Below are 23,514 nucleotides of genomic sequence, written 5' to 3'. Positions count from 1 at the left end.
TTTATTTCAACTCCAACTTATAACCGAGTCCGCGTACTGTCGTAATTTGAAAGTCATCTGTTCGTTTTGAGAAACGATCTCGTAGCCTCTTCACATGAACGTCAACTGTTCGTTCATCTCCTTCAAAATCCATTCCCCATACTAATTCAATTAATTCTTCTCTCGAGAATGTTCTTCCAGGATAACTAGCAAGTTGTGATAATAATTCAAATTCCTTTAATGGAAGCAAAATCGTCTGACCGTTACACTTCACTTCAAACCCTTTTCGGTCAATTGTTGTACCGTGCAGCGTAATAATATCAGCACTCAGCATTTGATAACGACGCAATAATGCTTTCATACGGAAAATGACTTCAGCTGGCTCAAACGGTTTTACAATATAATCGTCCGTACCAGAAATGAATCCTTTTTCTTTATCTACTAGCTGATCTTTTGCAGTTAATAAAATAACAGGTATATCATGATACTTCCGGATTTCTTCGCATAACGTATAGCCATCAACAAACGGCATCATAATGTCTACTATCGCAAGATGAATATTTTCTTTCTCTAAAACGCCTTGCGCTACCTTTCCATCTTCCGCTTCAAAAACTTTAAAGCCCTCTTTTTGTAAATGGTAATGCAATAACTCTCTAATATGTTTATCATCATCAGCTAATAAAATATGTATCATCTTCATTAAACCCTCTCTTGTTCATCCTTCTACATCCTTACATTAAGAAACAATTGGATTTTTTGCAAGAAAAAGAAAAACAATTACAGCATTAATTTTTTCATGGCAATGAGCTAAATTTTAAAATCCATTACGTGAAATTATTGAGGTTATCAAAGATACTACGCATTAGAACCGCAATACAGTACAACAGATCGTATGATAATGTAGCTTTGGAATAAAGGTTCATAAATAATACCTACAAGCCAATATTTTACGATAAATAAAAAGAATCCATTTTGAAATAGATTTTAAATAGACTAAACTAAGAAGAGGATATTACGTTCAATATATGAGTATATATCCTCTTTTCTTATAAACATTAGATTACTTATACAGATAATAAAAATAAAACTCTATATGTATACTGAATTCGGAAAAGTTTGTATAATTTAGGTAGCTAACGTATCTCATAACGGAAAGCGTTGTGAGGTCTTTAGACTGAGCGTTAATTTTTTTAGGGGTGAAGTGCTATGAGAGTACAAGAGGTTCTCATAGAGAATAACAACAAAGGATACATATTACTGGATCAAAAAGGATTCCCTGTAATAAATCATTTAGGAGGTGACAATTATTAATGAAACAACAAGAACGTATTATCTTTCGTGAGGTTCAGCGACCACAACAAATTTGGGTATGGATACTCATATTTGGGATCGCAGCACTGATGTGGTATGGATTCATTCAACAAATTATCCTTGATACCCCGTTTGGAGATAAACCAGCTCCCAATGGTGTGTTAATTGCTTTGTGGTTGTTTTTTGGGATTGCCTTTCCTGTATTAATGCTTGGGGTATTGAAACTGATTATAGAAGTCCGTGAAAAAGGTCTTTATGTTCGTTTTGTTCCTTTTCATTTTCAATATAAACAGTACCTTTTCAAAAATATATGTCACTATGAAAGCATTACTTACAGTCCACTAAAAAGATTCGGAGGATGGGGAATTCGTTTTAACCTTAAGGGTGAAACGGCCTATAACATGAATGGAAAGAAAGGTATAGAGTTAAAGTTGAAATATAACACAGTGGTAATCGGCACTCAAAAACCGGACGAATTAAAAAAAGCATTGGACTCGGCACAAAAAGCATAATGAAAATTAATCGTCAACAAACGGGTATCATTGTGGAATAAGAAAGGACATTACATATTAGTCATATAAAATATATAATGTCCTTGAATTTATTTGTTTTTTGAAAATTTAGGTCTTGATAATTAAGTGATCAAAATAGATTCTCATATTTTCGCATTAAGATTATTTCAATAAAAAATATTGCTCATTTTCTGCCTTTTTAAAAACTAATTCTAACTCTTATTAAGCCTTAGAAATATCAACAAATCCTTCTCCGAACACATCACGAACATCATGTATAGCGATGAACGCAGCCGGATCTGTAGTTTGAACAATCCGTTTTAGCTTCACTACTTCTTGCTTATTAATAACAATATAAAGAATTTCCTTCGGAGTTTTCGTGTAATAGCCATGACCTGAGTACACAGTAACCCCTCTGCCCATTAAGGTAGTTACCTTCCCGGCAATTTCATTCGGGTTATCAGAAATAATCGTAATGGCTTTCTTCGGATTTAAACCTTCAATTACAAACTCCATCACTTTCGTTGCTACATATAGCATAATAATTGTTATCATCAGTTTTTCTGCACCAATGATGAAATAAGATGAAAACGCAACAATTAAATCGAAGAACAATAAACCATAGCTAATGCTCCATCCTAAATATTTATGCGTCATCCTTGCTAAGATTGTAGTACCTGCTGTTGTTCCGCCAACGCGAATAATAAGACCAATCCCGCACCCAATAAATATTCCTCCGAAAATGGCATTTACAAGCATTTCATCCGAAGCAATCGTCCAGCCTTCTGTCAAATGAAGAAATAGCGAGTTCGTAACTACAGCGATAATCGTATAAATTGTTGTAATCTTATTTAAAAATTTATAACCAGCTATTAACAAAATCGCATTTAAAATTAAGTTAACTAAGCCTGGTGACCATTCAAATAAATAGTACGTAATAATCGTGATACCAGTTACTCCGCCTTCTCCAAACTCGTTCGGAATAACAAACAAATTGACACCTAACGCAAATAGAAATGCACCAATAATAATAAAAATAATGTCTGTCGTTCTTTTTTCATACAGTACCTCACTTCTTATGTAAATATTTATTCTGTCATAAACTCTCACCATTATATCGTGGAATATTCAAATCGAACAGTGGTTTATTTTTATTTTAATATAGGATGATAAAACAACTTTATCCTATATCCACATGTAATTTAAAAAGTAAAACAACTGTATTTATTATGTACTACAAGTAAAGTTTTGATTTCACATGCAGTTGATGCTAAAAAAATGAATATGAACACTCGCACAAACTTCGAATACAAAACAAATAGGCGAAGCTATAGAATAGACTTCGCATCAAACATTTGATTCCAGGGATTTATATTCATACATTACAGAAATAAATTTACTTATCTTTCTCCATATATCCTTTAATCTTTCGTTCTTCCCACTCTTTTCCGAATATCCCAAATGGAAAAGTTGTCAATCCGTGTATAACGATACCAATCCCCCAACCTGCAAGTGGATATAAAAACCATAATTTACTTGAATCAGAGCTTATATTTATAATAAAAAGCATTAAGTTCACTAGTATATAGACCGTTAAATGAATATAAAACGCTTGTAAATTCTCTACCCTTTTTTTAGCTCGTAAATAAACCTCATCTCGCTCCACCCCTAAACACCTCTTTCCATATTGTTTTTTTCACCTTCGCTCCAGTATTAACATCATATTCTAATCGAAAATCCGTTATTCTCAAAAAAACATAAAACAAAAAAGTACCCATCGAATTATCATACATATGATGATTCGATGGGTACTGCATGATACATTTAGTTTTTACATTTATTGTTTGGAGTAAATTGCAAATAACGACTTATACTCGCCTTATTAAGACCAGATCCATACATCCTCATTATTTTCAACGTTGCTCTTTACTTCATGAACTTTTTCGATATGATCCGTTGTGTTGTAGTTAATAGAAATTCCGCCCCAGCCTACATACTTCATATCAATTTTTACTTTCTCACCTGTATGAAATACTTGTTCCTTCGTTAAGAAAACATCAATAATATCTTTTTTCCCGTTTAGCGATGGATACTCAACTACGACATATTTAGTAGAACTATCTCCTTCATCTTCCATCGTTCCTATTTTTGATACTTCCCCAATTACATAATCAGGAGAACCATCTTCTTTCATGTGCATACCTAATTTATTTGACGTATTTTCAACTGTATTTGCAATCATATATTCAGTAAAATTACGCATCATAGATCCAGTAGCTTTAACCTCATCCCCTACTTTCACATTTGAAAGGGAATCTATATATACACTTACAGGTTCCTCATATTGCTTAGATTTTACGACAATTACACCGTTATCTACTTCTACTACTCGCCCTTCTAACGTCGAGAAATTCGATTCAATAGAAGCGGCACTCGCTTTTGATAGTTCTAATCCTGGTAAATTCGTTCCTGATAATGCTGCGATTCCTAAAGCACCTGCTAAAATTATTTTTTTCATACCCATATGTAACCTCTCCATTCATGATGATTATATTTTTTGATTGTATACGACCAACCTGTAACTATTATAGTTACAGGTTATATAAAATAGCAACCATCTTTCTTATGCAATGTTGCATACTGTGATTTTCAAATATAAATCGATTATTCCTATATTCAACACGAGTGCTAAATTCTTGAATACCAGCAGGTAAACGGATTGATGATGAAGAAACTAATGTCATGCATCATATTTTTTCAATGCTACAGTTTGTATAATCGTAGTCCATTACATTATGTAGGAGCGGAGTTAAAATGTTAATAAAACCAAAGAGATTACAGGCAGGAGATATTGTGGCAACAGTAAGCCCTTCGTGGGGAGGAGCAGGTGATTCTGAGATAAGATGGCGATATGAACAAGGAGTAAAAAGATTAGAAGAAGTTTTCGGTCTTACGGTTGTCCCAATGCCGAATAGTTTAAAAGGTAGCGAATTCATTTATAACAACCCAGAGGCTCGTGCGGAAGATTTAATGACAGCATTTAAAGATACGCGCGTGAAAGCAATTATTGCGAATATTGGCGGTGAAGATAGCATCCGCTTACTTCCTTATATAGATTTTAATGTAATACGTGAAAATCCGAAAATTTTTATGGGGTACTCTGACGTTACCGTTTCACACTTGTTTTGTCATAAAGCAGGAGTTTCCTCTTTTTACGGTCCAGCCATTTTAACTGATTTTGCCGAAAATGTAGAGATGGATCCATATACATTTGAAATGGTAAATCGGACTCTCTTTTCAAATGAGACAATTGGCGAGATTCAACCAGCTCCTAAATGGACAAGTGAGCGTTTAGAATGGATAGAGGTAAATAAAGATACAAGGCGTACGATGCAACAAAACAATGGCTATGAACTACTTCAAGGCTCTACTACCGTACAAGGACGCTTAATTGGTGGCTGTATAGAAGTATTGGAATTTACAAAAGGAACGGAACTTTGGCCTGAGAAAAAACATTGGGAGAATACCATCATTTTCTTTGAAACTTCTGAAGACCAGCCAGAACCAAGCTATATAAAGTATTGGTTACGAAATTACGCAGCGCAAGGCATTCTTCAAAAAGCAAAGGGTATCATCTTTGGTAAACCAAAAGACGAAATGTATTATGAAGAATATAAACATGAAATACTGCAAGTTATGAAAGAACATAACTTAGAAGATTTGCCGATTCTTTATAATTTAAATTTTGGCCATACCGAGCCGAAGTTTATTTTACCTTACGGTGCGATGGCAGAAATTGATTGTGAAAATGGGTCTTTCTCTATTTTAGAGAGTGGCGTGGAATAAAGGAAAACTTTAAATAAGTATAGCCATTTTCCTGATCCTACAGAAAAAATAGCGTGTTTTTTCATTTTAGAGAGTATTTTATTTTGGTTAGCTTGATAGCGAAATGAAAGGACCCCAATAAATAAAATCACTCCTATGAGATATGACTGTGAATTGATACTTTTTAAAAGTATATAATTGGAGGGAGATTACGTTTATGGAAGTAACATTTACAGTAAGTAAATGGGATGAAAAACTAATTGATGATACTAGAAAAGATTTCCCTATTAATATTGCCCATGTTGAATATGATATTGATGGTGAATTAAAAGGAAAAGCTTTTGTTGAATACTTATTATATTATTTAGACTCAAATATAAATGATGGTCACTTGGCTACTGCTAAAATTTCTGGATTTTTACACTTTGAAGGAATTTATAAGGGGCAACAAGGGACATTTACAGCTATAGAGCAAGGAATATTTGATAAAGGAAATCTAGATTCCCCAGGAACAATTATTAAAGCTACTGGTAACTTAAAAAATCTGAGAGGGTCCTATAATTATCAGTTTACAGGTCAAACCAGTAAACTGATTTTAGAGTTTGAATTTTAGCAAAATACCCTATAATTTAGTGGAAAGGACATTTCTTGTAATACTAGGAATGTCCTTTTTTTGTTGACGAGCTTATTCAACTATTCTTCTATTAGTTAAGAAAAGAACAGAGTATATTACATAACGTCTTATTATCAGTATTCAGCAATGTGTAAAATTTTAATTATGGGGGGAATTAAAATCTAAGCCCGAGAGACATGGCCCCCACCTATTCATTACTTTTCCTACTTACTAAAGAATAATTCCCGAAAAACTCCCCTTCATAACTTCTTTTTCAAGTTGGTTCCTACATATAAACATCGCAATAATTTTTGTACGATGTTTTTCATCGGGTTCAAACTGTTCAATAGTTACGTCACAACGAATTGTATCACCGCTAAAAATAGGACGTAAAAATTCAAAATCCATCTTGCGAGCTAGTACGTTATAGTCACCGCCAATTTTTGTAGGCAGCGTTGATGTTAACAGCCCTTGTACAACAAATCTCCCCTGCTCATCTGGTGTAACATGATGAACACCTTCATCTTTAGATACTTCTGTAAATAAAACAACATCTTCTTTTGTAAAAGTTCGCTCAAAGGTGATTTTTTCGCCTACTTGTAATTTCATCGATACCCCTCCTCAAAAACACTTTTAACATAAGAAAAACCGAAACTATAATCATTTCGGTTTTTCAATCTAAAGAAGTCTATATTTATTTTAACGAATGAACAAACAACCCACTGCGCAGTTTCGGTTCAAACCACGTTGATTTTGGCGGCATAACTTCCCCTGCGTCTGCGATTGATAATAAAGCTTCCATTGATGTCGGATATAATGAAAACGCTGCTTTATATTCACCGCTATTTACAAGGCGTTCTAATTCTTCTAATCCGCGGATTCCTCCGACAAAATCAATGCGTGAATCAGATCGTGGATCATGTATTTCAAGTACTTGGCTTAATAAATGATCTTGCAGAATAGATACATCTAATCCTTTAACGAGATCATTCGCATCAAACGTTTCCTCTTTCACAGTGAGCTTATACCACTTCTCGTTTACATACATGCCAAATGATTTTGGTTCATTTGGTTTATACGGAGAACCATTTGCTTCTTCTACATAAAAGTACTGCGTAATTTGCTTTAAAAACTGCTCGACTGATAAACCGTTTAAATCTTTCACAACCCGGTTATAGTCCCAAATTGATAATTCATCATGAGGGAATAAAACAGATAGGAAGAAATTGAATTCCTCTTCTCCTGTGTAATTCGGATATTGCTCTCTTCGCATTAGCCCAACTTTTGCCGCTGATGCTGAGCGATGATGTCCATCTGCAATGTAAAGATTGGGAATGTCTTCAAATGCATTTACTAAAGTCGTAATTACTTCTTCATCTGCAATCTTCCACGCAACATGCCTAACACCATCTTCTGCTGTAAATGTAAAGATTGGCGCATGTTCTTCTTTCCAGCTTGCAATGAAACGTTTCACTTCTTCTTTTGTACGATACGTTAAAAAGATTGGCCCCGTATTTGCGTCGCACACATCTACGTGGCGAATACGATCAAGTTCTTTTTCATGACGCGTTCTTTCATGTTTTTTAATTGTATCATCTTCATACTCGTCAATCGATGTACAAACGACAAGGCCTGACTGCGTTCTTCCTTGCATCGTCAGTTCATAAATGTAAAGCGCTGGCTCCTCATCTTGAACGAACACTTCTTCTTGTATAAATTGCTTTAAATTTTCACCCGCTTTTTCATATACGCGATCATCGTACGGTGAAAGTGCCGGGTCTAAATCAATTTCTGCTTTATCAACGTGTAAGAAAGAATATGGATTCCCTTTTACAACTTCTCTTGCCTCTTCACTATTTAATACGTCATACGGTAAAGCTGCTACTTGTGCTGCTTTACCTTCTACTGGACGAATAGCACGAAACGGTCGGATTTTTGCCAAGTTTCTCTCTCCTTTACACAATCATTCGAACAGCTACAACACCTGTGATTTTGCTTATATTTTCCACAATATTCTCTTTCATTATATCATCAATTCCGTTATCAATATCAATCATTGTGTACGCCCAAGAATGTTTACTACGATTAATCATATCCGCAATATTAATATGATGTTCTGCTAAGCATCCTGTAATTTGTCCTACCATGTTCGGAACGTTTTGATGCATAATTGTAATTCGTTTTTTTCCGATGTACGGAAGTTCTACGTTTGGATAGTTTACTGAATTACGAATATTACCTGTCTCTAAATATTCACGTAATTGACGTGCAGCCATTACTGCACAATTTTCTTCAGATTCAGACGTAGATGCACCAAGATGAGGCGTTGCTGTTACATTTTTCATCTTTATCACATTTTCATTCGGGAAATCTGTTACGTAATGTGTAATAATATCTTCTTCTAACGCTTTTTGAAGAGCTGTTTCATCTACAAGTTCTCCTCTTGAGAAATTGAATAGACGCATTCCTTTTTTCATCGTCTCTATAGCGTGTTCACCAATAATTCCCTTCGTTTGGTTCGTAAGAGGAATATGAAGTGTAATATAATCACACGTTGCAAAGATTTCATCTAGGCTAAACGCTCTTTGTACTTGCGTAGAAAGACGCCATGCTGTTTCAACTGATATATACGGGTCGTAGCCAACAACGTCCATCCCTAAAGATAACGCATCGTTCGCAACTAAAGCACCAATTGCGCCAAGACCGATAACACCTAAACGTTTCCCCGCAATTTCTGATCCAACGAATTGCTTCTTCCCTGCTTCAACAAGCTGTGGTACTTCTTCTCCATCCAACTCTTTCGTCCAGCTCACTCCGTTTATAATATTACGGGAAGACATAATAAGGCTTGCGATAATAAGTTCCTTCACTGCATTCGCATTAGCCCCTGGCGTATTAAATACTACAATCCCTTTTTCCGTACAACGCTCAACAGGAATATTATTTACACCGGCACCAGCTCTTGCAATCGCCTTTAAATCTTCTGAAAACTCTTCTTGATGTAAAGAATAGCTGCGAAGTAAAATACCATCAGGATGACCTACTTTGTCTCCAATTTCATAGCGATTCCCATCAAAAATTTGCAAACCCTTTTCGGCAATTTGATTTAACGTCTGAACACGAAACATATCCCCATCTCCCTATCTATTTTCAAGCTCAAATTCCTTCATATAGTCTACTAATTCTTGTACACCTTGGGTTGGCATCGCATTGTAAACACTAGCGCGCATACCGCCGACTGAACGATGTCCCTTTAGCGTAACGAAACCGCGCTCTTTCGATTTTTGTAAAAACTGATTGTTAAGCTCTTCTGACGGTGTTGTAAACGGAATATTCATAAGTGATCGATACGTGGGATCAACTGGTGAAGTAAACAATTTAGATTCATCTAAAAAATTGTAAAGAAGTGAAGATTTCATTCTATTTTGTTCTTCAATCGCAGATACCCCGCCTTGTTCTTTCAACCACTCTAGTACAAGTTTTGCTACATAAATACTAAAGGTTGGCGGTGTATTATATAGGGAGTTATTTTTACTGTAAGTTTCATAGTTTAACATCGTAGGACAAGCACTATTTGCACTGCCAATTAAATCTCTTTTTATAATTACAATCGTTAAACCCGCTGGCCCTAAATTCTTTTGCGCACCCGCATATATGAGACCAAACTTCGTAACATCATATTGTTCTGATAAAATATTTGAGGACATATCCGCAACGAGCGGCACTCTTTCTAAATGTGGAATATCCACATATTTTGTCCCCTCAATTGTATTGTTCGTTGTAATATGTACATAATCTAGTTCTTCATCATTTGGTAAATCATCCATTTTAGGAATTGTAGTAAACTTCTCTTTTTCAGAAGAAGCAATCACTTGTACTTCTCCTACTTTTCCGGCTTCTTGCAGCGCCTTTTTAGACCATGAACCTGTCAGTACGTACCCAGCTTTTTTATACGTACTCATTAAATTTAACGGTATCATAGAAAATTGTAATGACGCACCGCCCTGTAAAAATAAAACTTCATACTCATCAGGAATGTTCATTAATTCACGAAGTAAGCTACTTGCTTCATCAATAATACTTTGGAAATAAGAAGATCTATGGCTCATTTCCATAACAGACATGCCTGTCCCGTTATAATTTACAAGCTCCTTTTGCACTTTCTCTAAAACTGGCAAAGGGAGTATAGATGGTCCTGCTGAAAAATTATACACTCTCTCCATCACCCAGATAACCTCCCTATTTCTCATTTTTATTATTTTTTAAACTTTCTGAATTATAACCTATATACAATACACGGTCAATTTGTTTTCCGTTATTACGGTGCAAGACGCAATGGAATCGCTTGCATGTGCACCTTGCTTTTTATAAACATACAAAAAAGTGTTAAGTACATAATCGTACTTAACACTCTAGTAATTAAGTATAATAGCTACTTACTCGTAAAGAACCGATCGAAAATTTGATAAATAGCTGAAAGACCAAAGAGCCAATAAATAGTATCCACAAGCGCCGGCATAGAACCAAACCATTTCTCAACTACATTATAATCTAACGCCACAAACAACCAATTCAAACCGCCAAGAATCACCAAAATTACTGTAAGGTATGACAAAAATTTCATTATGATTGCCCCCTAGGTGATAAGATGGTGAAAGGCCTTTCACTAAAATATATGTAATAGATTCTAAAACTTACCTATTTTATAAAATTTATTTTCGATACCGACCATTAATAACTGTCTCTGCTTCTTTACTATGTATTTGATATGAATGATTACTATCATTAGATCCGATAAACCAAATTGAAAAACCTTTAAAATATGGCTTCGCTTCTAATACATCTCGGTAAGCACGCCACCCGTTAAGTTGTACATCTTTCGAAAACACATTCGTAACATCTGGGTTCCACGGGCTTTGTAGTCCAAGTTCACGTGCTGGCACATTAAATCCACCAAAATAAACTGGCTTTCCAGTTGTTTTATGTAATGTCTCAAGTTGCTGAATGACATTTTGGCCACGATTGTATACTGTCGTCGCAAATAAGCTTTGTTTTACTTCTTCGTATGATGGATTTCTTTTTCCTGAAACTTCAAACCAACTATCAATACTTACAATGTCCACCTTTTTTAAATACGGGCGATTTATTTTCTCTTTAAATTTCGCCTCATAAGAAGGATCAAAGCTTGCAGTTAACCACCAATTCATTTGATACAAAACATTTCCTTTATACTGCTGGCGAACAAAATTAATCGTATCATTCCAATATCCTTCTGCATATTCCATATTCACGAAATTAGAAGCGATTTTCAGCCCATAAACATTGTACTTACTTGTAATGGAATTAAAAATATCTTGTAAAACAACCGTTTTCCAATTCCAGAAGAAATCGTTAATATTACTAGGGTTCCACTCTGTTTCTCCAATATTTCCTTGCTGAATAAATGGGAACGGTTCCACTATAACTTGAATATTACGCTTTAATAATTCTTGAATTAAAATAATAGCTTGTTGCTTTTGCGCCTGATTAATTACCATATTAGTCGAATTCACATTCGGAATATCCACTTGAATCGGTACATTCACCGTATTTAAATTCAAACGTTCTACATCAGCTAACACTTTCGCTACATTGCCTACTTCCCATACCGTTACGTTTCCTGATTTTATTTTTCCAGATTGAACAGTATTTACATCCGCCTGTATATTTCCCTGGAAACAAAAAGCAAACAACATGATACACACTCCTAAAATACTTACTAAACTCTTACTTTTCTTCACAAGTTTCCCCCTGTATTTTTTGGCTCTCTTGATTATTTTATACAACATTACACATATATTCCATAAGAAAAATAATTCAAAAAAAAGAGCGGTTCTCCCGCTCCTTTACAAACCATTCCATCTCAAAATATCTACACATTATTTAGGGACTAAATTTAACACTTTCCCTTCTATCCCATCTGTATTCAGTGTAGTCGTATGATACTCACCGTTCACCCAATCATCTATTTGATCATGATACCAATCGCTTCTAAAATGTCCTGACTGTCCCGGCCCCACTATATGATAACCGTTTGACATATCTTTCGTATCAATAACGAATCGCCAAGAAGCCCCATGATTTACAATACCGTTATCTCCGTAACTCGCTGCTTGAACGGTAACTTGGCTTCCGCCAATTGGAACTGGTTTCTCACGATTAAATGCAAGTAATGCTAACATACTAGATGATCTCGAAATCGGATGTGTAAAAGCAAGTTGATGGTAATCGCCCCACTTCCACTCCGCAACATTCGGTCCATATTCCTTCTGTAATTTTTTCATTACATTCTCGTACGATGTATGCACAACTTTTGTGAAGCCTCCGTACTTCGTAAACCAAGCGCTATTTTCTCCTGCTACTTCTTTTCGAATCAATTCATCAACTACTTGTGACTTCCCTTCAAATAACTCCATCACATCTTTCGGTATTTCTTTTGAAAATAGCGTATTCGAAATCTCTTTCATTAACAAATGGAATATTAATGGTGCCGCTTCATCTTTACTATCGTAAAAATTCCACTTTGTTAATTGTTTTACGCCCTCTTTCTCTACTTCATTTAAAGATGCTTTATTTAACTCTTTTAACAATATAGGAGTAAACTCTTTCCCATATAAATTTTTTTGATCCATCTGTAAATCTTCTAAATCTTTCACCGTATACTTTTCCTTCTCTTGTAAAAACTCTTGAATACGCATTTGCCTATATGGCTGCGCCCACGTATTACTAATATGGTACGGATAATTATCATCAACGATTTTATTATTTGCAGTTGAAATAAACCCTTGTTTTGGATTTATTACTTTTGGAAGTTGATCAAACGGAATATACCCTTCCCATTCATATTCGTCTGTCCATCCAGGTACAGGCAAACTACCATCGCCTTTTTTACGCACTGGTATATTTCCGTTCGCTTTATAAGCAATTGTGCCGTCATTTGATGCAAACAAAAAGTTTTGAGTCGGTGTGTGAAAATCTTGAAGAGCTGTCTCAAACTCATTCCAATCTTTCGCCTTATTCATATTTAATACAGCCTTTAACTCAGCTGAAGGCTCTAAAGCAGTCCATTTCAAAGCGAATACTGTTTTCGTTTTCTCTTTCCCCTTATCCGCAAACTCTGAAATGACTGGACCATGCCTCGTAACCGTAACGTTATACGGAATTGTTTTCCCGCCTTTTACTTTAATAGATTCATCAACAACCGTAGCCTTTTCCCACTTATCGTTATACAAAAATTCATTTTCATTATTAGGATTTCGCTTCTCAATATATAAATCTTGCACATCAGGACCTGTATTCGTAACGCCCCAGGCAATCTCTTTATTATGCCCTAACATAACACCAGGAACACCCGCAAAAATAACTCCACTCACATTTACATCTTTCGTTTCTAACGCAGTTTGATGCCATATAGAAGGTGTCGCAAGAGATAAATGAGGATCATCCGCTAAAATTGGCTTACCAGATACACTCTTTTCACCACTCACAACCCAGTTATTACTACCGTTAAACTCTGGTGGAATAACTGTCTTTGAAAAACTTTGTGCTACGTCCACATTTGTATTTTTCAATTCAGCTAGCAATCTAGGTGCATCTTTCGGATATGTAGGAAATAGCTCATTTGCTTGCTCTTCCGGAAGATTTTTCAACGCCCAATATCGAAATGCCTGCCCATGCCAATGTCCTCCTAAATCAAACGCCATATACTTTCCAATCGTTAAAGAGTCCACAATTGACCATTCAGCAGGTTCATAGCCTAATAAAGTAAACTCAACCGGCAATTTCTTTTCGGCCTTCGCTTCACGTATAAAAGTATTCACCCCATCAGCAAATGACTGCAGGGCATATTTCGCTTCCCCATCATATTGACTAACAGATGCTTCTGCCGCTCGCCGTAAACCGAGCGTTCGAAACAATTTATCTCGATCAACAGCTACTTCCCCTACAACTTCACTTAACATACCAGAAGCTTGTCTTCTACTTAAATCCATTTGAAACAAACGATCTTGCGCTTGTACATACCCTTGCGAAAAATATAAATCATGCGCATTTTCCGCTTTAATATGTGGTACACCTTTACCATCCCGCTTCACCGTAACAGCATGTTGTATATCCTCTAGCTTTATCGTTCCATCTATCTTTGGCATAGATCTCAGCGTATATATGTTCAAAAAAATCATAGCGCAAATAAACAAAAAAAGAACGATACTACTAGACCAAATAAAAATTCTTTTTCCCCTATTTCGTTTCTTTTTTATGACGACTTCCATACAATCCCTCCTCTCTCAATCTATTCGCTTCTATTGTGAAAGAACCTTTTAGAAAAGAAGAAATCATTACTTGCTCATGCTATGGATCATACAAACTGAATACTTCTCTCTTACGCACTATTTCCTTTCCTTTATTAAAGCTTACTCGTCCTTTCTTACACCAATTCCTCAAAATCCCCTTTACATAAGCAAGTGTCCCCTTATTATTTTCAAACGCAATTTTAAGTGCCTCTAGTACTTTATCTCCTGAAACTCTTTGCATCCATCCCTTTAATTCCTTCACTATATATGGAGATAAACTACTAATATTTTGTTCGTAAAACTTGTAAACTTCACTATGCGGAGTGACCTCCTCTACTCTTTCTACCTCTTCCTTCTCTTGAATAATTACTTGTTGTGAATTACTATCAATCTCTTCCTCTGGCATACCAAAATATTGAAGTAATAACGGAATCTTGCATTCTTCTTCAAGACATTTACGTAAAAACTTATGTAGGAACTCTTTACTTTTCACCATTTTCAGCTCACGTAATACACATTTCTCTATGTTCGTATTAAAAATAGGATTATAGTGTAACCAATTTATAATGAATAACTCTTTCGTTTCCGCATCATATACAATCTTCCCGTATTCCACAAACCGGTTCAATAACTTCTCAACAGTCTCCATACTGTAACCAGTTTCAAGCTCTGCCAAACGCTTCGGTAATATGTAAATACCACATTGCTTCGTTTTCGTACCAGTTAACAAATATATATAAAAATAACGCTCCTCTGGCGTTAAATCTAATATGAATTCATCTTGCCAAAAGTTCACCTGCACATTACGGTACACCGCCATCAGTTTTCCTCCCGCTCTTTACTAGTAAAAAGGAAAATTCCAATCCTTCAATATAAATATAGGAATGAGGTAACGGTTTTGGCATTCGAGTTCCAAATTTTTTTAACTACTACAACGACGGTTTTATTTTTTCGCGCTTGTTTTGTTCTTGTAGTTGTTTTTGTTTTTGTTTTTGTTTTTGTTTTTTCTTAGTGATTTATTACTTGGTAGGTGCTTATAAGGGGCTTTGAAGGGGCTTATATAGTGTTTTCATTTCTCTCTTATCCGATGCCTAATTACAAATGTCTCCAACAATCTTCATATATTGCAGACAACCATTATGATTCACCTGCTCATATTTACACGAAAATAAAAAGCACTTGTTGCCTTCGTAGACAATTCAGTGCTTAAAGTTAAAAGCTTATAAATAAAAGTGTCTATAATCGACATAGTTGATTGAAATACAATTCTGTTACATTTATTTTAGTAACGATAATATGATACATACCGAATTATCTACAACTGAACGTTCTGGGCGAGATTTCATTAACACTGTTAATCCAATTAATGAAGTGACTAGCGTTTGTGCCAATGCTTTAGCATTCACATCACTTTGCAGTTCTCCAGACTGAATTCCTTTAGTAATTAATTCTTGAAATATAACTGAAAGATACATTTGATGTTCTCTAGTCAGCACTTCAAATTTTTCATTATGAGGGGCAATCTCAACCATTGTGTTAATACAAAAACAACCTTTATTTGATTCTTTTTTATATTCCTCTTCCACCATATTTTCAAAAAATATACGAATGGCCTCTTTTACAGATTGTTCTTTTTGAAGTTTTGTTCGAATGCTAGCTGCGTGTAAATTCGTGTATCTCCGTAATGCAGCTTCAAACAGCCCTTCTTTATCACCAAATGCTGCATATAAACTCGGTCTTTGTATTTCCATTTTAGCAGTTAGATCACTTAATGAAGTAGCAGCGTATCCTTTCTCCCAAAAAAGTTGCATAGCAGCATCCAAAGCTTTTTCTTTATCAAATTCACGTAGTCGAGCCATTTAACCCCTCCTCTTTTTTCACCTGTTTTCTAAATTATAAATCACGTTTTTATGTACTAATCAGTATATTATATATCGTATTAAATTATAAATGATATGTCAAAAGAAACTGAATTTAATTCACAATTCACTTGACATAGTAACTTATCCCTGATTATATTTGACTTACGAAATAACATACCGTTCGGTACGTTATTTTAATAACAAAAGGAGATGATATTATGGATACTAAAGAAAAAATGACAGCTGCTCTTACACAGAATAATGATCAGTTCCAATCACCTATCAATACAATCATGCCCCGCTATATAACTCTATTATTTTCAATAGCTTGCGGGATGGCTGTGGCGAATATATACTTCGCCCATCCTCTACTTGATTCTTTATCAAATGCGTTTAAGATCAACCATTCAACTATTGGTGTCGTTATTACGATTACTCAAGTTTGTTATGCACTCGGATTACTTTTATTAGTTCCACTTGGTGATTTGTTAAACCAAAAAAGACTTATCATTGTTCAAATGCTTTTATCCGTTTTCGCTTTAATTTTGGTCGGAGTCGCTCCTTCCAGTACCGTACTTTTTATAGGTATGGCCTTAGTCGGAATTCTTGCGACTGTTACGCAGACACTCGTCGCATACGCATCCATTTTAGCTAACCCAAAAGACCGTGGGCGAATAGTAGGTTTCGTCACGAGTGGTGTCGTAATAGGAATTCTACTTGCACGTACATTTGCTGGAACATTAACAGATTTAGCGGGATGGCGTTCCGTTTATCTCACCTCTGCTGTACTTATGCTCTTCGTAATTGGTTTGTTATATCGTAATTTACCTAGTCTTGAACATAAAAAAACAGCTATGACCTATCGTAAATTATTACGTTCTGTTCTCTTATTATTTGTAGAAGAAAGGATCTTACGTATTCGCGGAATATTAGCATTGCTTATTTTTACTTCATTCAGTATTTTATGGACTTCATTAGTTTTACCTCTAAGTGTTGCACCATATAATCTATCCCATACAGCTATCGGAGCATTTGGTCTTGCTGGAGTTGCTGGTGCATTAGCTGCCACTAAAGCCGGACAACTTGCTGATCGCGGATTCGGAGAGAGAACTACTGGCATAGCCTTATCCTTATTAGTACTTTCATGGCTCCTAATTAAATTAATGAACCATTCTCTATTCCTACTAGTTATCGGTGTTATCCTTTTAGATTTAGCTGTGCAAGCTGTACATGTCACCAATCAAAGCATGCTTTTCACAGTGCGTCCAGAAGCGAGAAGTCGCCTCACTGCCAGTTACATGATTTTTTATTCTATCGGCAGTGCTACAGGCGCAATTCTTTCCACAAACATTTATGCAAGCTACGGATGGAACGGAGTTTGTATATTAGGTGCATCCGTTAGTGCTTGCGCTCTTTTATTTTGGGCAATGACCTTACGGCGATCATCATAAATAAAGGCTGTTTTCTCAAAGATTGTTACTGCTAAAACTAAAAGGCAGATTTAATCTACAAAACGTGTAGAATACTTTGCTATAATCAACCCAGGATATATAATTATGGTTAATCGAAAGGAGGGATAATAATGAAACAAGTAGCTCTCCATCAATTGCACAAAGAGCATAATAAACGAATAGCAGAATTTCATAAAAAACACGAAATTGAAATTCAACGTGGTGAAAATGGGAACGGTTTGTTAGCTAAATGGGAAAGATTTTTTTATAACAAGGTAATTTTCCCTCTAAAGAATGTGAAATAATACCTACCTATTAAATGAATTGTCATCCTTGTACAGTTCATTTTTGTATCGCATTTTAAGTCAAATACGCATTACTCTTTTTTTCTTATTCAACTAAACTACTCCATTAGTTAAATAACAATAAACCACTGAATCTACCTAAAAAGCATCTGATTAATGATGCTTTTTATCTTTTCTTAATGCTTCAACTGTGAAATATTTAGATTTTTGGCAAGCTGAAATAAGTATTTGCTCTATCCAATTTTCAAATGCTAAGTTTTTATGTAACTCAAGCCAACGATATCAGTAGAGGTGACTATCCAAATAATACGTACAAACGCCTTGAAATCGTTCCATCCATCTTTTCAAGCGGCGATGAAAGTTATTAACGTGTTGTATGTGGAATATCCCTTTTTTTACTCGTTGATAGAGAGCAACAACCTATACGAAAACAGCCTAAATAAAAGGAGAATAATTTATTAGTGCATTTTTTAATATACTTTTTTACAAAACTATAAAACTGTGAAAAATACGATTCAGGATTCTCCAGAACGAACAAAATCCGCTATGAATAATCTTCTAAACACTTTGCGGATTTCATATGCGCCACTACATGAAAAGGCAGTCGAGACTGCAAAAGAAGTTGGTATAGTTGAAGTAAAACGTAACAAGAAAAAAGCAGTTTTCTAAATGCTTACGAAAATATGCATTTAGAACTTAATAGAGAAAGACTCGGTTTCAAACGTAAATATGTAAGATGTAAAAAAACAAAAAGGGGTATCAATCTTTCTTGATTGATACCCCTTTTTACTTTGGTTACTGAACTAGCTCCGTAGAAAACATTCATTTAATTCTGGACAACTTATATGTTAAAAATTTCTTCATTCAATTTATAAACCCTATCTCTTTTCTCATCATTTTTGATAAAAGTAAGCTTTCCTTCTGTAACAAACCCTTCTAATATTAAGCATACTTGTCCAAAGGCTTTAGGCTTATTCGTTGTAAATCTTTCATCTGATATTTTACCAGATCGTATTAATTGTTCGCATAGCTCAAGTGCACTTATTTCTTCAGAATTAAATAATCCCAAAATATCTTTTTGCAAGGGCGATAAAGGTGCTCGGGATCTCAGCTACCTCCACTTTTTCTTTTTCTTCTTCAAATAAATCTTCAAATGAAATTTGATTCATTACATCTTTTCCTTTCTAACAACTGATTTGTATAACATGAACTGAATCCTATAGGTACGAGAACTTTAAATATTAGTTATTGTTATGTAGTACTTACCTTATTACATGAATTTCAAACTCATGTACATCATTTCATATAGTATGTTTTGATTATACCAAATATACGTTCTGTCTTCTATTGTAGAATTTTTTATAACAGGAATGAAAGTAATAGTGAATATTTATCTCCTCGTTAGTTGTATATCCTATGTGAAAAAACGGGAATAGTTTACATAATAAAATTATAGTTCTCTGTTGAATTTCAACGCAAAAAAAGCACTTGATTGTTGCCTTTAATCGACAATCAAATGCTTTAAGTTCATATGTTTTTAAGTAGCATAAATTTGTAAGTTTTATAGTAACAGTATGACAACTTTTGTATATCATGACAACTACTACGTTAAAACTTGCGAGTTTGCACGAGTTCATTAGTTTAGTATACATTCCATGTGTTTATATTCATCACCCAATAAAATGTCATCTCACCTAAGCTCGTACTTCGTTTTCTATTCTATCATTGCACGTAGTACTCTATGATAGGAAAACCATCATGGAGTATGTATTTTCAAACACCTTATATCTATAACTCTAGTAGAGATCATTTTTGTGTATTAATATATTCTCTAATTAGTTTCACATCACTTTCTCTCTTTTCATCAGGAGAAACTCCTAACTTTTTATACTTCCATATAATTAATCTCTCATAATGATTATAATTATTTTCTTCCTCTAATAAAGTATAATCAAATTCAACATCAAACTTACCAGTAGAATATAACTCAAATGTTAAATTAGTCCAAGGTTCCTGCTTATTTCTTTTAAATTCTTCCCATAACTCTCTGAAGATACTGTCAAGAAGATTTAATTGACGATCAGTCTCGTCTTCATCAATCCCTTCCATATCTTCAATATCTAAACTGTATATCGGTTCCTGCTTATTTTTTGGATAGTAGAAAAATACCGTCGAATCACTATATTCATCAACTTCTGAATATACCATTACTTTTTCCCATGGTTCTGGAATAATACTGTTTAACTGCATAGCTAATTTTTGATAAATACTTTCCAAGTTCTCTGTATTCATTTACTTTCCTCCATATACATTTTTCAAACTAGCTTTAAATTTTTCTCCATCAATTCTATATTTTATGTTAAAGCTAACGGGCCTTACAGAATTCCCCTCATATACAGGTCTAATATCAACTATAACTTCCCGCTTATCTCTTAGAGCTTTTGCCCAAGCAGATTCCAATTTTTTATAAGCACTTACATTAACATTACCATTCATTGCAACTATATTATCAATAAGCGGAGATCCATTAAATTGCGTACCGATTAAATGTCCACCATGATCGCCTTGAGTACTAGGAGCTTTAACTCGGTCTTCTCCTCCAGCAGCTAGCTGATGCTTACTATTACGTTCTCCCATCTCTAACGTTAATTCTCCAGAAGCTCTCTCAATTCTTCCTAGTTCATCTGTTTGATATAGATATCCATTCGTTTCATATTTCACATTAGGTTTCAATTTAAATTCATCTGAAAAGTGACTACCATCTTTAACTACATCATCAACAGCCTTACTAGTATTACCCGTACCCTATGTTGTAATCTTAAACCCTCACAATAAAAAAACAAACCACGTAAACCTTATTAAACTTCTTCTTTTTCTTCCACTACCGGCAACTCATAAGCTGTTTTATATTTCATCATGCCATATACAATGTTTACAAGCCTTCTCATAATACATACCAATGCTTGTCCTTTTGTTTTTCCCTCTTTAAGTTTCTTTTGATAATATGCATGAAACACTGGGTTTCTAGGTAACTTACTTCCTTTCGCTACTTGCACTTGCTGTACAGCTAAATTATAAAATAAAGCGTGTAACGCCCTGTTTCCTTGTTTGCTTTTATGTGTCTTACCTTTCCCACCAGAACCAAAGTAAACAGGCGCAATCCCCGCAAATCTTGCTAATTTGTTGGCATTTGGAAATCGCCTTACATCCCCAATTTCTGCAATTAATGCTGATGCCGTCACAAGTTCTATTCCCGGCATCGTCTCTAATTGATAATCTAGTAGATTTACTAACTGTTTTAATTCTCTTTCGATGTATTTCATTTCCTTCTTTTTAAACTCAATCTCCCGTACAATACTTCTTACTAAAAAGTTTCGCATTTCTTGATACTCTTTCATTGTTTGTCCATCTTCTTTTACAAGTTTTAATATGTCACTTGCTTTCTTTACTGAACATGTATTGTTGCTAACATCTAATAAAAAAGCTGTTAATTGCTTTATATTCGCCCCCTCTAAACAAGAGGGTGACGGATATTGCTGCCAAAACGCTAATGCTGTTTTCCCATCTAATTCTGAGAAAAACTTTTTATAACTTGGATAATGATGGTTTAATTGAATATGTAGTTGGTTCTTTAATGCACTTTGTGCTTTTACTAATGCATTCCTTCTTGAAACCAATTGTTGTATCGACCAAAATAAATCGTTTGGATTTACATTTGGTAGTTGCTCAAATTTGTTTACCAATATACGTGCCACACATTCCGCATCCCAACTATCATTTTTTTGTATCATCACTTGGCTCTTTCGTTCTAAAAATGATAAAGCTGGATTTACTTCTTTTACTACCTGTTCGTGATCTACTAAATATTTCGCTAACGCTCTTCCATAACCACCAACATCTTCTAAACCAAATACAACGGTTATCCCATCACACACATATGTCTCTACTTCTAATAAGAACTTCGAAAATGCAGATGGTTTATTCTCAAATTGTATTTCTCCTAGTTTCTCTTGCCGACAATTAATAATAACAGCCGTATGCTGCTCTTTATGTAAATCTACTCCTACATACAAATAGTTCTGCCTATGATGCATAACTCATCCCTCTATTCAATTATTTAGTCATATATAAAAATGTCGGCAACCTTAGTTCGAGCGTTCATCTTCCGATGCGCATAGGTACGCAAGCCTATCCATTTTCATAATTTCATAAGTACATATAGTAAAATGAGCGATTTTTTAAGTAACTTTATAAAATAATTGCTGGATGTTTCCCAATTGTTTGTATTTGCCCGTATGTATATACCCCTCGATAAAAGTTCTCTCGGTCTAACATACGTTTCACTTGCACTTTCGTAAACACCTTTCCTTTCTCAGTACAATACCCTTCCCTATTTAATCGTTCTGCCAATTGAGTTAGCGACCAATGTTTAAAAAAGTGTCTTAATTCAAATAGTCTACGTACAACTATCGCTTTCTCCGCATCTACCTCTAACACTTTTTGTCCTTTCTTTACTCTATAACCAAACATCACACCGCCCCCCGCATATCCACCTTGTTCTGCTTTTTTCTTTCTGCCTCTACTTAGCTTTAATACAATCTCAAGACGTTGATATTGATCTAATAGCTCTAACATACCATTTACTAAAAAGTCATTTGGGTCATGCGTGTATATACTGTAGTTTGGTTGTTCAATTGCTTTCACATCTACCTTGTGTTTCTTTAGCTCTCTTTGTATTAACACTTTTGCCATGTCTGAGCGCCATAAACGAGATGTATTGAGTACAATAACTTTGCCCATCTGATGATATGCCATATCCGACAATAGCTCTTGTAAACCTTCACGTTCAACTGTTAAACCATCTTCATCTACTACCGCTCCACTAATTCCTTTATCTTCATATATGTGAAGCAGTTGTAGTTTATTTTGAATACAGTACCGTTCAATTTCTTCTACTTGATACGTTAGGCTGTATCCTTCACGTACTTGTCCTTCTGTTGAAACTCGTACATAACCAACTACTTTCTCTTCCATATCAAACTCCCTCCCGTTACAGCAATTAAAGTCCCTGTAACGTTTACCCGTTTTTTGCGGATAACTTGTTTGTAACATGCATCCGTTAAAACGTACTTTACGATGACTTCAAAACATAACACAACCCTTTATTTTTTCTTCTACTATCGTCGTATACTGTACATAGCCATTACAATCTATAAAATTTAACAATTAATACACTTATAAAATTATAATCCTCTTTTAAACTTTCACGTTAAAACACAAAAAAGCACTCGTTGCCTTTAGTCGACAATCAAGTGCTTTAAGTAGC

The 23,514-nt window shown here is 34.8% G+C and carries 22 protein-coding genes and 4 pseudogenes; 6 read left to right on the top strand and 20 right to left on the bottom strand.

Annotated features, from left to right (window positions below):
- Position 1: 1 nt before the first annotated feature.
- Positions 2-679, bottom strand: coding sequence for a response regulator transcription factor (locus JFU18_RS27260; RefSeq protein WP_000781971.1), 678 nt, complete (start codon positions 677-679; stop codon positions 2-4).
- A 610-nt stretch (positions 680-1,289) separates the two neighbouring features.
- On the opposite strand from JFU18_RS27260, the gene JFU18_RS27255 reads away from it, so the two are divergent.
- The gene (locus JFU18_RS27255) at positions 1,290-1,802 is read left to right on the top strand and encodes a DUF6141 family protein (protein WP_002033084.1); all 513 of its coding nucleotides are present in this window, start codon (positions 1,290-1,292) and stop codon (positions 1,800-1,802) included.
- Between the two features lie 222 nt (positions 1,803-2,024).
- Here JFU18_RS27255 and JFU18_RS27250 read toward each other — a convergent pair whose 3' ends face one another.
- From JFU18_RS27250 to JFU18_RS27240, 3 genes are all read right to left on the bottom strand, one after another.
- A complete protein-coding gene (locus JFU18_RS27250) occupies positions 2,025-2,867 on the bottom strand; it encodes a YitT family protein (protein ID WP_242488464.1) in 843 nt (280 codons plus the stop codon).
- Between the two features lie 331 nt (positions 2,868-3,198).
- Complete coding sequence (locus JFU18_RS27245) at positions 3,199-3,468, bottom strand: 2TM domain-containing protein (protein WP_201034071.1); 270 nt, start codon at positions 3,466-3,468, stop codon at positions 3,199-3,201.
- Positions 3,469-3,684: 216 nt separating this feature from the next.
- On the bottom strand, positions 3,685-4,326 hold the full coding sequence (locus JFU18_RS27240) for a hypothetical protein (RefSeq protein WP_201034072.1): 642 nt from the start codon (positions 4,324-4,326) through the stop codon (positions 3,685-3,687).
- 290 nt (positions 4,327-4,616) lie between these two features.
- On the opposite strand from JFU18_RS27240, the gene JFU18_RS27235 reads away from it, so the two are divergent.
- Together JFU18_RS27235 and JFU18_RS27230 are read left to right on the top strand one after the other, a co-directional pair.
- Complete coding sequence (locus tag JFU18_RS27235) at positions 4,617-5,648, top strand: S66 family peptidase (RefSeq protein ID WP_201034073.1); 1,032 nt, start codon at positions 4,617-4,619, stop codon at positions 5,646-5,648.
- A 196-nt stretch (positions 5,649-5,844) separates the two neighbouring features.
- A complete protein-coding gene (locus JFU18_RS27230; RefSeq protein ID WP_201031412.1) occupies positions 5,845-6,240 on the top strand; it encodes a DUF3224 domain-containing protein in 396 nt (131 codons plus the stop codon).
- Positions 6,241-6,471: 231 nt separating this feature from the next.
- On the opposite strand, the gene JFU18_RS27225 is transcribed toward JFU18_RS27230, so the two are convergent.
- The 9 genes from JFU18_RS27225 to JFU18_RS27185 form a co-directional block, all read right to left on the bottom strand.
- A complete protein-coding gene (locus tag JFU18_RS27225; RefSeq protein WP_201031413.1) occupies positions 6,472-6,849 on the bottom strand; it encodes a hotdog family protein in 378 nt (125 codons plus the stop codon).
- A gap of 85 nt (positions 6,850-6,934) precedes the next feature.
- Entirely contained in the window at positions 6,935-8,182 is a 1,248-nt protein-coding gene (locus JFU18_RS27220) for a DUF1015 domain-containing protein (RefSeq protein ID WP_016101045.1), read from the bottom strand.
- Positions 8,183-8,195: 13 nt separating this feature from the next.
- Positions 8,196-9,368 carry a 3-phosphoglycerate dehydrogenase family protein gene (locus JFU18_RS27215; RefSeq protein WP_002185427.1) on the bottom strand — a complete coding sequence of 391 codons (1,173 nt, stop codon included), beginning with the start codon at positions 9,366-9,368 and terminating at the stop codon, positions 8,196-8,198.
- Between the two features lie 12 nt (positions 9,369-9,380).
- Positions 9,381-10,463 (bottom strand): 3-phosphoserine/phosphohydroxythreonine transaminase, encoded by a 1,083-nt coding sequence (gene serC, locus JFU18_RS27210; RefSeq protein WP_002084568.1) that lies wholly within the window; start codon positions 10,461-10,463, stop codon positions 9,381-9,383.
- A 209-nt stretch (positions 10,464-10,672) separates the two neighbouring features.
- Complete coding sequence (locus tag JFU18_RS27205; protein ID WP_002084566.1) at positions 10,673-10,864, bottom strand: DUF378 domain-containing protein; 192 nt, start codon at positions 10,862-10,864, stop codon at positions 10,673-10,675.
- Positions 10,865-10,952: 88 nt separating this feature from the next.
- A complete protein-coding gene (locus JFU18_RS27200; protein WP_201034074.1) occupies positions 10,953-12,020 on the bottom strand; it encodes a glycoside hydrolase family 113 in 1,068 nt (355 codons plus the stop codon).
- A gap of 138 nt (positions 12,021-12,158) precedes the next feature.
- Positions 12,159-14,549 (bottom strand): penicillin acylase family protein, encoded by a 2,391-nt coding sequence (locus tag JFU18_RS27195; RefSeq protein WP_201034075.1) that lies wholly within the window; start codon positions 14,547-14,549, stop codon positions 12,159-12,161.
- A gap of 79 nt (positions 14,550-14,628) precedes the next feature.
- Positions 14,629-15,390: a DnaD domain-containing protein gene (locus JFU18_RS27190; protein WP_201034076.1), complete on the bottom strand. Its 762-nt coding sequence runs from the start codon at positions 15,388-15,390 to the stop codon at positions 14,629-14,631.
- Between the two features lie 457 nt (positions 15,391-15,847).
- On the bottom strand, positions 15,848-16,429 hold the full coding sequence (locus tag JFU18_RS27185) for a TetR/AcrR family transcriptional regulator (protein ID WP_002190148.1): 582 nt from the start codon (positions 16,427-16,429) through the stop codon (positions 15,848-15,850).
- Between the two features lie 221 nt (positions 16,430-16,650).
- Here JFU18_RS27185 and JFU18_RS27180 point away from each other — a divergent pair, with 221 nt between their 5' ends.
- Both JFU18_RS27180 and JFU18_RS27175 read left to right on the top strand, forming a co-directional pair.
- Positions 16,651-17,883 carry an MFS transporter gene (locus JFU18_RS27180; protein WP_201034077.1) on the top strand — a complete coding sequence of 411 codons (1,233 nt, stop codon included), beginning with the start codon at positions 16,651-16,653 and terminating at the stop codon, positions 17,881-17,883.
- 131 nt (positions 17,884-18,014) lie between these two features.
- Positions 18,015-18,188, top strand: coding sequence for a hypothetical protein (locus JFU18_RS27175; RefSeq protein WP_002013769.1), 174 nt, complete (start codon positions 18,015-18,017; stop codon positions 18,186-18,188).
- Between the two features lie 153 nt (positions 18,189-18,341).
- Here the strand turns inward: JFU18_RS27175 and JFU18_RS29995 are convergent.
- A pseudogene (locus JFU18_RS29995) lies at positions 18,342-18,593 on the bottom strand (IS1595 family transposase); the annotation flags it as partial.
- A gap of 90 nt (positions 18,594-18,683) precedes the next feature.
- On the opposite strand from JFU18_RS29995, the pseudogene JFU18_RS27170 reads away from it, so the two are divergent.
- Positions 18,684-18,961 (top strand): annotated as a pseudogene (locus JFU18_RS27170) (hypothetical protein); the annotation flags it as partial.
- Positions 18,962-19,029: 68 nt separating this feature from the next.
- Here JFU18_RS27170 and JFU18_RS27165 read toward each other — a convergent pair.
- From JFU18_RS27165 to JFU18_RS27145, 6 genes and pseudogenes are all read right to left on the bottom strand, one after another.
- Positions 19,030-19,357: pseudogene (locus JFU18_RS27165) on the bottom strand (DUF3895 domain-containing protein).
- A gap of 303 nt (positions 19,358-19,660) precedes the next feature.
- Positions 19,661-19,840 (bottom strand): annotated as a pseudogene (locus tag JFU18_RS30575) (hypothetical protein); the annotation flags it as partial.
- Positions 19,841-19,994: 154 nt separating this feature from the next.
- Positions 19,995-20,480, bottom strand: a complete 486-nt coding sequence (locus tag JFU18_RS27160) for an immunity protein YezG family protein (protein WP_201034078.1) — start codon at positions 20,478-20,480, stop codon at positions 19,995-19,997.
- Positions 20,481-20,921 (bottom strand): DNA/RNA non-specific endonuclease, encoded by a 441-nt coding sequence (locus JFU18_RS27155; RefSeq protein WP_000804099.1) that lies wholly within the window; start codon positions 20,919-20,921, stop codon positions 20,481-20,483. It abuts the gene before it with no gap.
- A gap of 125 nt (positions 20,922-21,046) precedes the next feature.
- Positions 21,047-22,282, bottom strand: coding sequence for an IS110 family RNA-guided transposase (locus JFU18_RS27150; RefSeq protein ID WP_201034079.1), 1,236 nt, complete (start codon positions 22,280-22,282; stop codon positions 21,047-21,049).
- A gap of 154 nt (positions 22,283-22,436) precedes the next feature.
- Positions 22,437-23,222, bottom strand: a complete 786-nt coding sequence (locus JFU18_RS27145) for a recombinase family protein (protein WP_201034080.1) — start codon at positions 23,220-23,222, stop codon at positions 22,437-22,439.
- Between the last annotated feature and the right edge of the window lie 292 nt (positions 23,223-23,514).

The organism is Bacillus sp. TH22 (genome assembly GCF_016651015.1).
GTDB classification, from domain to species: domain Bacteria; phylum Bacillota; class Bacilli; order Bacillales; family Bacillaceae_G; genus Bacillus_A; species Bacillus_A mycoides.
This window is presented reverse-complemented; position numbering and strand designations above follow the sequence as displayed.